Origin of the sequence: Photobacterium aquimaris, assembly GCF_002954455.1 — a bacterium.
GTDB lineage: Bacteria > Pseudomonadota > Gammaproteobacteria > Enterobacterales > Vibrionaceae > Photobacterium > Photobacterium aquimaris.
On the sequence record NZ_MSCC01000001.1, the window covers coordinates 936,925 to 948,797 of the forward strand.

An 11,873-nucleotide genomic window follows, 5' to 3' on the forward strand; every position below is an offset into this window, starting at 1 on the left:
AAAGTTACTCCAACGAAAGAGCTTTGGATGCTTATAATACGATGAATAACAAATTATTATTACCGTTAGCTTTACTATGTTCACCAGCATTTGCTGGAGCGTATGTTGGCCTTGAGGTTGGTGCAGCTTCAATTAACCATGATTTTAGCACTCATTTTGTTGCCGATGCTAAAACTGTAACGCCAAGTAACTCATCAACAACCTTTGGTGGCTTTGTGGGTTACCGCAGTAATAATATCGGTATTGAGTTAGGTTATAAGCAATTTGAATTAGAAGGCTCAACCAGTCAATATTTACCACTGCAAGGTGGCTTTACTCACGAAAGAGAGTGGGAAGCTGATATTAACGTACAGCAGTTTGTTGTTAAGCCTGTTTATTTTTATGCGCTGACTGAAAAAGTACAATTAAAAGCAGGTGTCGGTATTGCTTATACAGAATATGATTATTCATCATCAGCTCAAGATGAGTATGAAAATATATTAAATGATGATATTGAATATAGTAACCCTCGTCCTGGTGGCGAAAGCAAAAATAAGAGTGAGTTTGGTGTAATGGCCAGTATTGGTATTGATTATAACGTTTACCGTAATATCAATATTGGTGCAGGCATGGAATATTATGCCGATAGTACTGCAAATGGCGGTAACGTAACAGTCAATACGACGTATTTCTTCTAATACCTCATAAATAAATTTTCTATTAAATGTCATTATTAAATAGTCATTTAATATTACCCACATAATTAGATTAAGAAGTGATTAAATAATGAAACAGTCAATTTTACTTGTTACGTTACTAGCGGCAATGACATCAACAACTGTATTTGCTAATAACCAAGTTATTAATCAAGTTGCCCAACCACAGCAACAGGGATTTTCTGGTCCTACACATGGCATTAATACGGTTAAAGGTGTAGTAGATGCTGGCATGTTTAGTGATGATACTCCTGTAACATTAACAGGTTACCTAACATCGTCACTGGGTGGCGAGCATTACACTTTTACCGACGGTAGTGGCACAATGACGGTTGAAATTGATCATGACAAGTGGTTTGGTCTTCAAGTAACACCACAAACAAAAATCACTATTCAAGGTGAAATAGATAAAGAATTTAACCATACTAAAATTGATGTTGATCACGTACGTTTAGCACAGAAATAATACATATTGAGATATCAATCAAGCCTGATTTTTTATTAGATTAGGCTTTTTAGTATTTATAAAAATAAAAAAACCGAGCGTTAAAGCTCGGGAAAAGAGAGAGTGGAACATTTATTATTATTGAGAGTCGGTAATATTATTTAGCACATTAGATGATGAAAAAAGTGCATCATAGGCTCAAGGTAAGTTTGGAATAAAACTAATGAAATCAAACCACCAATAACAACCCAGATAAGACCAAAGCGTAAACTAATCATAGTACAAACAATCGCTGCTAATAATTTAGGGTTCTCAAGGTTAAATGCAAAATTTGAACCTTTACCTAAAATTTCAACAGCTATAATCGCGGGTAAAACGGTTACAGGAACAAAGCGTAATGTCTTTTTGAATCGCTCTGACATGGTAAAACGACCAGCCATTCCAATTACAGCAAAGCGAATAATAAATGTAGCGGCAATCATCGCCAGTGATAAATAAAGGACATAATCATTATCTAAAGCAATATGTGCGTGAGTATGCATGGTTGTGATCCTTGTTATTTATTAATAGTGGTGGTTGATGAAAGTGCTTGTTGGTATTGCTGCTCATCAGCTAGTTCTTGAAGAATAACTTTTTTTGCTTCTGCTTTGGTCTCTGCTTCCATTCTCTCTGTTGATATATCCATTCTATAACCTGCGTAAACACCAGCGATTGCTGCAATCACAAGTCCTAATGAATAAGGTAAGCCCGATAATAAAATACCAGTGACTGTTGCAATAACAGCAGCAACAATACATTCGCGTTTTTTAACTTGTGGAATAACAATCGCAATAAAGGCAGCGACCATCGCAAAATCTAAACCGTAATCTGCAATATGTGGGAATGAAGAGCCAATCATTGCACCACAGAAATCTGCCACTACCCAGTTAACCCAAAAACCAAACATTGCCGCTAAATAGAACCACTGACGACCTGGCTTCTCATGTTTCATCTCACCAATGGTTGCAGCATATACCTCATCGGTTAAACCATATGACATTAGCATTCGTGTTGGCATGTTGTATTCTTTTACATATTCAGATAATGAGGCGCTATAAAGAATGTGGCGTAAATTAATAACAAACGTGGTTACAAAAATAACAATAATCTCGGTCGAAGATTGTACTAAGCCAAGTGCTACCATTTGTGCCGATCCTGCAAAGACGGTTAATGACCATAACGTACTTTGTAAAACAGACATGCCGGCATTAATACTGATCGCACCTACAATGAACGAGAAAGGAAATGCTCCTACGCAGAGAGGAAAGATAGCTTTTAGTCCTGCTTGTATTAATTGTTTCTTCATGAGCGGCCTACTTTAATGAGTGTGTCTAATTCAAAAATAATTGCAGAAAATAAGTTTACGGTGTTTTTTTACTATTTTGTTTTGTGCAAATATATTTGATTTAAATGGCTTTTGCAATGTGAGTTGTAAGTGATTACGGGCTATTTTGTGACTGTTTTTGATTGTTTTTAATAAAAAGACTAACTTAATCATTGATTGATAACGAATAAGTGCTATTTATTTAAAGTTGCAACATATGATTTCAATATTTGGTGCAAATAAAATTGCGTAATTTTGTGGTTGGAGGTTAAACTAAATTTGAATTTTAGATAGAAAGAGATAAAAAACATGTCAAAAGTAATCACTTCAAAAAAAGCACCTGACGCAATTGGTCCTTATTCTCACGGTAATGTATTTGGTGAATTGATTTTTACATCAGGTCAACTACCTGTATGTAAAGAGAAAGGTGGCATTGTTGATGGTGGTGTTGCTGAGCAATCTCGTCAATCTCTAGAAAATTTACGTTCTGTATTAGAGGCTGGCAGCGGTGATATGAATACCGTTGTTAAAACTACATGTTACCTAGCAAATATTGATGATTTTGCTGCTTTTAATAAAGTTTATGCAGAATTCTTTACAACAGAATGTCCAGCACGTAGCTGCTTTGCTGTTAAAGACTTACCAATGGGTGCATTGGTTGAAATTGAAGCAATTGCATACCGTAAGTAATTTACTCATAAATAATAACTAAAATAATTAGTGCCATTAAGGGTCATCAATATGAATACACAATGGAAGCAATACAAAAAAATCATTAACACTGTAGTTAAACCGGCATTTGGTTGTACTGAGCCTATCTCAGCTGCTTATGCCTCAGCTGTTGTTGCCCAATTATTGGGTCAAGAGGTTGAAGAATTAACAGTTAAGGTTTCAGACAACTTATTTAAGAACTCAATGGGTGTGTTTGTTCCTGGTACAGGTAAGATTGGTTTGCCAATTGCTTCCGCTGTAGGTGCTATCGGTGGTAATCCTGAAGGTGGTCTTGAAGTTTTAGTTAACATTACAGCTGAAGATGTCGAGAAAGCTCAACAACTCATTGATGCAGGCAAAGTGCATGTAGGTCGTAAGGATGTTGAAGAGTTTATTTATTGTTATGCAGAAGCAAAAGCGGGCGACAGTATTGCTACTGTCGAAATTAGTGGTGGTCATACGCAAATCATTAAAAAGACCCTAAACGGTGAGATTGTTTATGATACGACAGCTTTAAATGGCTGTGAGCAACAGCAAAAATCTACCGCTTCTGTATGTGATGATATCGATATCTCTATTGCGGGTATATATAAGTTTGCAACAGAAGCCGATTTTGCAGATATTGAATTTATTCTACAAGCGCGTGAACTCACAGTCGCGCTTTCTAACGAAGGTTTGAATAATAAATATGGACTGCAAGTCGGCCGTACTTACCAAAAGAACATTGAAAATGGCGTTCTAGGAGCTTGCCTCGCTAACCGTGCTGTAATGTGTTCAGCGGCTGCATCTGATGCGCGAATGGGTGGCGCAACATTACCTGCAATGAGTAACTATGGTAGTGGTAATCAAGGTATTTGTGCATCTATGCCTGTGATTGTTTTTGCAGAGCATTGTCACTCTACTGATGAACAACTTGCTCGTGCGCTTATCATGAGCCATTTAGGTGCTATTTACATGAAGTCCTTTTATCCACCACTATCACCATTTTGTGGTTGTGCGGTAACAAGCTCAGCCGCATCAATGGCGATGACATATCTACAAGGCGGCTCATTTGAAAAAATCTGCTTTGCTATTCAAAATACGCTGAGTGATACCACTGGTATGTTTTGTGATGGTGCTAAATCGACGTGTGCGATGAAAGTGAAGAGTTCAACCAGCTCAGCTGTAATGAGCTCATTAATGGCAATTGATAACCATGAGGCACATGCTCAGGGTATCATTGCTAATGACGTTGAAACCACGATCCGTAATGTAGGTCGTATGGTTACTGAAGGTATGGCAAATACTGACAGAACAATAATTAAGATTATGTCTGTATAATCACTGCATTTTAACCGCCTAATCTATATTCATTCATTAACTGGATGAGAATAGAAGGCGGTTTTTTTGTATCTATAATTTAACTAATGGAGTTATGAATGTTATTACGAAAATTGACACCGAGTGATTATCATATTCTTCATGCAATTGAGAATATTGTTGATGGCATTGCCGCAATGCGAGGTGAACATACAGAGGTGTTATTGTGATCAGGGCTTTACTGCTGAAACGTTTGCTCAAAATAATGATGAAACGATGCATAGTGCTATTGAGTCGATTCGTATTCAGATCATGGGAGATAATAGTATTCCACCATCAAAGAAAAGCCGTGAAATTATTACACGTTTAAATGAAATGAATATTTTTGACTTAAAAGACAGTGCGCAGATTGCAGCTCAAGGGCTGAATCTTTCTATACATACCATTTATCGATATTTGCGTGAATTACGTCATCATGAAGCACTACATTAATAAGTGCAATAATAAAAAACCGCAGCATTATGGTAAATGCTGCGGTTTTTTTATGTCGCTACAGACGTTTATTATTTGAGTAATTAAGCCTGTTTGAGCTGCTTATTGCGATAAACAATAGCAGCAATAGCAGGAAGACTAAAAATAATAAACCCTGAAATTAATGCAATTGCAGCAGTACTTTTGTTAATGCTAGATGGTACATCAAAAGAAACAAAAATAGTTACAAAACAACTAATTAAACCAAGGGTTGAAGCGATAATCATGCCATATTTTCCACCTGGTACGCGGAAAGGACGCTCAATATGATGATGCTTGCGGCGTGATGCTAAGAAACTGATGAAAATACAAATGTACATTACCATGTAAAGTTGCGTCATCAGAATATTAAGTAACCACATACCTTGGTTTACATTGGGTACTAACACAAACACTAACGATAATAAGCTAACAATCGCGCCTTGCAACAGCAGTAGTGGCACTGGTGCTTTATTGCGGTTTTCTTTAGATAAGCGGATAGGCATAAACTTATCTTTAGCAGCAACATGTAAACTTTTAGTCGGAGCAATAATCCAGTTGTTCAAACTAGCCAAGCTACCAAATACAATTGCAAGTGCGATTACAGGTAATAAGAATGGCAAATTCATATCTTCAAAAAAGGTTTTAAATGCAAGAATAATACCTTCACTTAAACTTGAATTATTGTGTGAAACAACCGCTGCGATAGATAATGAACAAGCCGTTAATGACACTAAAATCATGACAGTCGAAACTAATAATGCTTTAGGGTAGGCTTTTTGTGGGTTCTTAACTTCATTTGCATAAGCGGTAGTAATTTCAATTCCGGTGAGTGATAACACCACGGCAGTGAAACTAGCACCAATACCACTTTGAGAGAAATCTGGTAACCAATCTGAAACATGACGTAATGAGATATGTGATGCTTCAGGGTTGGTATATGTCCAATAGCCACCTAATGCGATAATAAGCAAAATAGGGAAGATCAGACCAATCATACCAAAAACATTAGTGATCATTGATGATAGACGTAAGCCAAAGATGTTAACTAAGGTTAGCGCCCAAAAAATGACATTAATCATCACGAGCATAAAAATATTATTTTCTGCTAGATGAGGGAAAAAGGGGTAGGTACCCGTTGCAACAATAAATGAGATCAGTGGCGGATAATAGACAATATTTTCAGCATATTGATACCATACAGTAACAAAACCAAAGTTGTGGCCTAAAGTTTCTTTACCCCACAGATAAACCCCGCCTTGTTTAGGGTAAGTAGTACTCATTTCTGCACAGACTAATGCTGTTGGTACAAAGAAGCATAATCCTGCCAGTAAAAAGAAAGAAATAGCATGGCTACCAAAGAGTGCTGCGCCCGGTAAATTACGGATACTATCTACCGAGGTAATCGTGATCATTATTATCGAGAAAACGCTTAGTTTTGCAGCAGATTTTGCGATATCGCCCATTAAAGGCCCTCAGGTTAAGTCCGCAAAATGTGTTATAAAACAGCAAGCAATGCGGTGTTCAAAGAAAAAGAATGGCATTTTAGAGCCTGTAGCTTACATTGGTATATAGGCAAAAATGACATATTGATTATCAAAAATGGTAATAACGATTCATTATAGTAAACGATGAATACTTTTAGACATTTTTTTAGTCCAACATTGAAATGTTAGCAGTATAAGTTTAAGAATTATAAGCTTATTTAGTTGCTATATTGTAGTATTTAAGTGTCGGTAGTTAAAATTAATATCGATGCTTAAGGCTATTTAAGTAGTATAAAAAAATGAGTAATTAATCATTTAGTGATTTTTTGAATACTTTACTGATTATAAAGTAGACAAATATCCGTATGACAAGATAAATGACTATTGTAATTGATATTATTGCGACTAAATATTGATACACATGTTTGGTAAAAACCTATCTCTTATGGCCGTGTATATCTGTGTGGTTGCTGAAAATTGGCAGTGAGATGATCAGTTAAAGGGATATTATTTGAGTTTAATGGAGCTGATTATGAAATACGTATTGTCGCGTTATTGTATTTTTATTGCCTTATTCGGCGTAGTTACGGGATGTAATGATCAAGCTGCCACTTTAGCACTAGGCACGATTGAGCGTGATCAGATAGCCCTTACAGCAACAGCAAATGAAATTATCACCTCGCAACCTATTGCTGAAGGCAGTGCAATTAAAAAAGGTCAGGTAGTTGCAACGCTGAAATCGCAACAACAACAAACGCGAGTTGCTAAAGCGCAAGCAGTAAAGCAGCAAGCACAAGCTTATTTACAGCGTTTAACTAATGGCGCTCGTCCTGAAGATATTGCCGCAGCTCAAGCCCAAGTGGAACAATATCAAGCAAATTTTCTCGATAAAAGTGAAGATAACCAACGCATACAACGCTTATTTGCTAAAAAGGTTGTGTCAACGGCTGAGCGTGATCGTGCTCAAACTCAGCGTGATATAGCACAAGCTGAACTGCAAACAGCAATTAATGGGCTGAAAAAAATAGTCAGTGGCGAGCGGGTTGAAGATATCAAACAAGCTCAAGCAGCACTAATGGCAGCTATCACTGATGTGACGTTGCAACAGCAAATTTTGCAAGATTATACAATCATTGCCACTCGTAATGGCGTTGTTGAAAGTCTGCCATATCATGTTGGTGATCGAGTTACTGCTAACGCAACAATTGCAATTATTACGCCTTTCACAACCCCTTATGCACGTATTTATGTACCTGAACCTTATCGTGTCAATATAAAAGCAGGCAATAAATTAACGATACATGTTGATGGTATTAAACAGCCTTTTCAAGGCACAGTACGTTGGATAGCAACCATGCCTTCTTTTACACCTTATTACACCCTTAATGGTAGTGATAAAGCGCGGTTAGTGTATTTGGCCAAAGTAGACTTTCCTGAAAGTGGTCGGGATTTACCAGCAGGGGTGCCGGTTCAAGTGGAGATGCCACATGAACGATAATGCGATTATTGCAACTAATCTAAGTCGAAAGTTTGGTGATTTTGTTGCGGTCGATAATCTGAATTTAGTGGTACCGAAAGGGACAATTTATGGTTTCTTAGGCCCTAATGGTTGCGGTAAATCTACCACATTAAGAATGCTAACGGGATTATTAACCCCAACCACTGGTAGCGTAAATGTGCTTGGATTAGAGATTCCACGTCAAGCCGAACAATTACGGCTACGTATTGGTTATATGACCCAAAAATTTTCGTTATATCAAGATCTCACCATTCAAGAAAACCTTGAATTTATGGCACAAATTTTTGGTATGCCAAGAGCACAACGACAACAACGTGTTCAACAACAATTAATTACTTATGGGCTTGATCAGCGGGCTAAACGACGAGCCGGTGAATTAAGTGGTGGTCAGCGACAACGTTTAGCATTAGCTGCTGCCACCATTCATCAACCCGACTTATTACTTCTTGATGAGCCAACATCTGCCGTCGATCCTGAAAATAGACGTGATTTCTGGGAGCAATTATTTGATTTGTCGGATCAAGGCACCACAATTTTAGTCACGACACATTATATGGATGAAGCAGAACGATGCCACAGCTTAGCTATTATGGAAGCCGGTGTAGTAAGAGCTAACGGTACACCAAATTCTCTTATGGCGGCAATGGCGGTGACGGTTGTTGAAATAGAAGCCCAGCAATTACGTCAATTGAAAGCGCAAATTATACAATTACCCCAAGTACGATCTGCCGCTCAACTTGGAGTGAGGTTACGGGTGTTGGTATCAAAGGATGTTGAGGATCCTGTTGGTTGGTTACCAACACAAATACCCGTATTAGCAACAGCGACAATAACAATTAGCCGACCAAGCCTTGAGGATGTTTTTGTAACCTGCACAGGGGAGAGACGACAATGATCACTCGCTTATGGTGGAGTCTGTTGCGGATCAATGCAATTGTTAGCAAAGAGTTACGACAGCTTAGTCGGGATCGTATCACCTTTGGCATGATCGTGATGATCCCATTAATTCAATTGTTATTATTTGGTTACGCGATCAATACCAATGTCCGTAATGTGCCTACTGCAATCGTTGATCAGAGCCACTCAGCAACTGGACGTATGCTGGTGGAATCGATTAAAGCAACACAGGTTGTTGATGTTATAGCGAGTTATGCCACACCTCAGCAAGGGCAACAAGCGATTATGGATGGCACAGTAAAAGCGGTATTGGTGCTTCCGTCTGATTTTCAACGACGAATAGCAACTCATCAACCACTAGGGCAATGGCTTGTTGATGGATCTGATGCATTGATTAGCTCTACCATCATGCAATTACAAAAAATGCCATTAACAGCAGTGATCGCACAACGAAAAGTACAACCGAATAACTTTGAGGTAACGCTGTATTTTAATCCTGAACGGCGATCTGCAATTAATATTATTCCAGGGCTACTCGGAGTAATACTGACCATGACAATGATTTTATTTACCTCGGTTGCCATTGTACGTGAGCGAGAACAGGGTAATTTAGAATTATTAATTACTACCCCAATTCAGCCATTAGAGTTGATGCTTGCCAAAATCACGCCGTATATATTTATTGGTCTTACTCAATCCATTATTATTTTAGGATTGGGACATATCATTTTTGATGTGCCAATTAATGGCTCATTAACGCAAATATTTCTTGGAACATTGTTGTTTATTGTTGCGAGTTTAACCTTAGGTCTGGTGATTTCGACCAAAGCGACCACGCAGCTACAAGCGATGCAAATGACCATTTTTATTTTATTGCCTTCAATTTTATTATCAGGGTTTATGTTCCCTTATGAAGGTATGCCCGTTGTCGCCCAATGGATTGCAGAAGTATTACCAACCACCCATTTTATCCGTATTATTCGTGGCATTGTGTTGCGAGGTGCAGATTTAGTCGATTTGTGGCGTGATACATTATGGTTAATTATATTCACAATTGTTGGTTTAATTGTCGCGTCCATACGGTTTAAGAAAACGTTAGATTAAGATCATGATTGCAAATTATATCTTTTGAGTATACGTAGATGTGGCATTATTTGTTTATAGCCTAGCGATCTTTCGGCGCTATTGTTAGACTTCGACCATTATTTAGAGAGCTAAGGTCGTTTTATGTTCACTCATTCGCCAAAATTATTGTCAAAGCGAAGCTATGTTGCTGCGTTGTCTTTATCTGCCATCGTACTGTTGTCTGGTTGTAGTCAAGCGCCCAAATTACACAAGATCACAGGCTTTGCTGAAGGTACTAGTTACCATGTGACATATTGGTCAAAACAGGATGTACCTGTTGAGAAGGTAACCGAACAGTTTAATAAAAAGCTGGCAGCGATTGATAAAGAATATTCAACTTATCGTAATGATTCATATATTTCTAAGTTTAATCACAGTACATCGACTCAGTGGCAACCCGCTTCTAAAGATTTCATTTATATGTTGTCGCTTGCGAAAAAATTAAATAAAGATAGCCACGGTTGTTATGATCCTACGATTCAGCCTTTGTATAAATTGTGGGGTTTTCAAGGTGAGACGCTTAATGTGCCTACAGCTCAGCAAATAGCGGCGCTGAAAAAAGATATTGGTATTGATAAGATTGAAATTGACCCAGTAAATTTACGGATCAGAAAAACTATTCCTCAGATACAAGTGGATTTATCTTCAATGGGCGAAGGGTATGCGATCAGTCAGCTCAGTAAAATCTTAGAGGCTGATGGTGTTAATAATTATTTAGTTGAGTTTGGCGGCGATATGAAAATTAAAGGTCGCAAACTTGAAGGTCAAAAATGGCGGGTAGCCATTGAACAGCCAATAGCATTAAAAGACGGCATTCGTCCTTATACTATCGTTAATATTAATGCGGAAGATGGCGTGTCATTAAATACTTCTGGTACTTACCATCATAATTTTAAAGATGGTAAAAAAGACTATTCTCATATTTTAGATACTAGAACTGGTGCACCAGTAACCCATGATTTAGTGTCAGCTTCTGTATTTGGTCATAATCCGATTGTTAGTGATGCTTGGGCAACCTCAATGTTATGTTTAGGGCCTGTTGAAGGTAAAATTGTCGCCAATGAGCAAGATTTGTCGGTATATTTTATTCAAAGTGAAAACAACACATTTAAAAGCTCTGAAAGCGATTCACTTAAAAAAGATAAGCGCATTACATTAAGTTAATTTTAGAACAATCTTTTGATGCTTATAAGCCACTCTTGATGAGTGGCTTTTTAATGATAGGAGGGTGTCAATCAATGCTTGAATGTTGTTTTTTCATTGTCGCTAGTTGCATTGATATCCCCAGCAGGGTTGAGTAAATGCGGTACGATTTTAGGTAAATTTAATTCAATGTCTTTATCTGTAACTGGATTAATTGCGGCGTTATACCAGCCAAGTAAACCGAGAACAGCATAGCCAACCGCATCATCGCTTTCACGGTGTTCAAGAATGATTTGTAGAAAGCGTAAGATAGCCTTGTCGTTTGATTTAGCTTGGACTAATGTTTCATCAAAAACCGCCGCAGCTTCAGTGAGTAAGCCTTCAAATTCGGTATCAACTGATACTTTAAACGAGCCACCATCAACAGTAATTTTCATCGTTATATCGTCAATTATTATAATTGATATAAATATTACCTAATTACTGTTCGGTTGTCGCTAACCTATGCTATTGATTGCAATTGTTATGATCCAGATACAAAAAAACCTGCTAAAAAGCAGGCTTAGTTGTATCTAAAAGATGGTGCTCGCTACTGGACTCGAACCAGTGACACCTTGCATGTCATGCAAGTACTCTAACCAACTGAGCTAAGCGAGCAAATTGTACTGTAATAAACCGC

At 37.7% G+C, this 11,873-nt stretch carries 13 protein-coding genes and 1 tRNA gene; 9 read left to right on the forward strand and 5 right to left on the reverse strand.

The annotated features are described in order from the left end of the window. The first annotated feature begins 41 nt into the window (after nt 1–41). Both BTN98_RS04095 and BTN98_RS04100 read left to right on the forward strand, forming a co-directional pair. Nucleotides 42–677 (forward strand): AcfA family outer membrane beta-barrel protein, encoded by a 636-nt coding sequence (locus BTN98_RS04095; protein ID WP_060996485.1) that lies wholly within the window; start codon nt 42–44, stop codon nt 675–677. Between the two features lie 88 nt (nt 678–765). Continuing rightward, on the forward strand, nt 766–1,161 hold the full coding sequence (locus BTN98_RS04100; protein WP_060996484.1) for a YgiW/YdeI family stress tolerance OB fold protein: 396 nt from the start codon (nt 766–768) through the stop codon (nt 1,159–1,161). A 140-nt stretch (nt 1,162–1,301) separates the two neighbouring features. Here BTN98_RS04100 and BTN98_RS04105 read toward each other — a convergent pair whose 3' ends face one another. Next, entirely contained in the window at nt 1,302–1,682 is a 381-nt protein-coding gene (locus BTN98_RS04105) for an AzlD domain-containing protein (protein ID WP_060996483.1), read from the reverse strand. A 14-nt stretch (nt 1,683–1,696) separates the two neighbouring features. After that, the gene (locus tag BTN98_RS04110; RefSeq protein ID WP_060996482.1) at nt 1,697–2,485 is read right to left on the reverse strand and encodes an AzlC family ABC transporter permease; all 789 of its coding nucleotides are present in this window, start codon (nt 2,483–2,485) and stop codon (nt 1,697–1,699) included. 327 nt (nt 2,486–2,812) lie between these two features. Between BTN98_RS04110 and BTN98_RS04115 the strand changes: the two genes are divergently transcribed. The 3 genes from BTN98_RS04115 (at nt 2,813) to BTN98_RS20825 (ending at nt 5,005) form a co-directional block, all read left to right on the forward strand. After that, nucleotides 2,813–3,193: a RidA family protein gene (locus tag BTN98_RS04115; RefSeq protein ID WP_060996481.1), complete on the forward strand. Its 381-nt coding sequence runs from the start codon at nt 2,813–2,815 to the stop codon at nt 3,191–3,193. 51 nt (nt 3,194–3,244) lie between these two features. Next, nucleotides 3,245–4,534, forward strand: a complete 1,290-nt coding sequence (locus BTN98_RS04120; protein ID WP_060996480.1) for an L-cysteine desulfidase family protein — start codon at nt 3,245–3,247, stop codon at nt 4,532–4,534. A 255-nt stretch (nt 4,535–4,789) separates the two neighbouring features. Beyond that, the gene (locus BTN98_RS20825) at nt 4,790–5,005 is read left to right on the forward strand and encodes a helix-turn-helix domain-containing protein (protein ID WP_060996479.1); all 216 of its coding nucleotides are present in this window, start codon (nt 4,790–4,792) and stop codon (nt 5,003–5,005) included. 83 nt (nt 5,006–5,088) lie between these two features. On the opposite strand, the gene BTN98_RS04130 is transcribed toward BTN98_RS20825, so the two are convergent. After that, complete coding sequence (locus BTN98_RS04130) at nt 5,089–6,489, reverse strand: APC family permease (protein ID WP_060996478.1); 1,401 nt, start codon at nt 6,487–6,489, stop codon at nt 5,089–5,091. Between the two features lie 553 nt (nt 6,490–7,042). Here BTN98_RS04130 and BTN98_RS04135 point away from each other — a divergent pair. The 4 genes from BTN98_RS04135 to BTN98_RS04150 all read left to right on the forward strand — a co-directional run bounded on the left by BTN98_RS04135 (nt 7,043) and on the right by BTN98_RS04150 (nt 11,215). Continuing rightward, nucleotides 7,043–8,008, forward strand: coding sequence for an HlyD family secretion protein (locus BTN98_RS04135; protein ID WP_060996477.1), 966 nt, complete (start codon nt 7,043–7,045; stop codon nt 8,006–8,008). Continuing rightward, nucleotides 7,998–8,924, forward strand: a complete 927-nt coding sequence (locus BTN98_RS04140) for an ABC transporter ATP-binding protein (protein ID WP_060996476.1) — start codon at nt 7,998–8,000, stop codon at nt 8,922–8,924. Before BTN98_RS04135 ends, BTN98_RS04140 begins: the two co-directional genes overlap by 11 nt. Then, a complete protein-coding gene (locus tag BTN98_RS04145) occupies nt 8,921–10,030 on the forward strand; it encodes an ABC transporter permease (RefSeq protein WP_060996475.1) in 1,110 nt (369 codons plus the stop codon). The genes BTN98_RS04140 and BTN98_RS04145 overlap by 4 nt, the downstream gene beginning before the upstream one ends. Before the next feature lie 123 nt (nt 10,031–10,153). After that, nucleotides 10,154–11,215, forward strand: a complete 1,062-nt coding sequence (locus BTN98_RS04150; RefSeq protein WP_060996474.1) for an FAD:protein FMN transferase — start codon at nt 10,154–10,156, stop codon at nt 11,213–11,215. Nucleotides 11,216–11,286: 71 nt separating this feature from the next. Here BTN98_RS04150 and BTN98_RS04155 read toward each other — a convergent pair whose 3' ends face one another. Both BTN98_RS04155 and BTN98_RS04160 read right to left on the reverse strand, forming a co-directional pair. Beyond that, a complete protein-coding gene (locus BTN98_RS04155) occupies nt 11,287–11,631 on the reverse strand; it encodes a hypothetical protein (protein WP_060996473.1) in 345 nt (114 codons plus the stop codon). Between the two features lie 143 nt (nt 11,632–11,774). Continuing rightward, a tRNA-Val gene (locus BTN98_RS04160) sits at nt 11,775–11,851 on the reverse strand. Between the last annotated feature and the right edge of the window lie 22 nt (nt 11,852–11,873).

Coding starts and splice junctions, on each gene's coding strand:
- BTN98_RS04095 (WP_060996485.1), top strand. CDS start 42: ATGAATAACAAATTATTATTACCGTTAGCTTTACTATGTTCACCAGCA.
- BTN98_RS04100 (WP_060996484.1), top strand. CDS start 766: ATGAAACAGTCAATTTTACTTGTTACGTTACTAGCGGCAATGACATCA.
- BTN98_RS04105 (WP_060996483.1), bottom strand. CDS start 1,682: ATGCATACTCACGCACATATTGCTTTAGATAATGATTATGTCCTTTAT.
- BTN98_RS04110 (WP_060996482.1), bottom strand. CDS start 2,485: ATGAAGAAACAATTAATACAAGCAGGACTAAAAGCTATCTTTCCTCTC.
- BTN98_RS04115 (WP_060996481.1), top strand. CDS start 2,813: ATGTCAAAAGTAATCACTTCAAAAAAAGCACCTGACGCAATTGGTCCT.
- BTN98_RS04120 (WP_060996480.1), top strand. CDS start 3,245: ATGAATACACAATGGAAGCAATACAAAAAAATCATTAACACTGTAGTT.
- BTN98_RS20825 (WP_060996479.1), top strand. CDS start 4,790: ATGCATAGTGCTATTGAGTCGATTCGTATTCAGATCATGGGAGATAAT.
- BTN98_RS04130 (WP_060996478.1), bottom strand. CDS start 6,489: ATGGGCGATATCGCAAAATCTGCTGCAAAACTAAGCGTTTTCTCGATA.
- BTN98_RS04135 (WP_060996477.1), top strand. CDS start 7,043: ATGAAATACGTATTGTCGCGTTATTGTATTTTTATTGCCTTATTCGGC.
- BTN98_RS04140 (WP_060996476.1), top strand. CDS start 7,998: ATGAACGATAATGCGATTATTGCAACTAATCTAAGTCGAAAGTTTGGT.
- BTN98_RS04145 (WP_060996475.1), top strand. CDS start 8,921: ATGATCACTCGCTTATGGTGGAGTCTGTTGCGGATCAATGCAATTGTT.
- BTN98_RS04150 (WP_060996474.1), top strand. CDS start 10,154: ATGTTCACTCATTCGCCAAAATTATTGTCAAAGCGAAGCTATGTTGCT.
- BTN98_RS04155 (WP_060996473.1), bottom strand. CDS start 11,631: ATGAAAATTACTGTTGATGGTGGCTCGTTTAAAGTATCAGTTGATACC.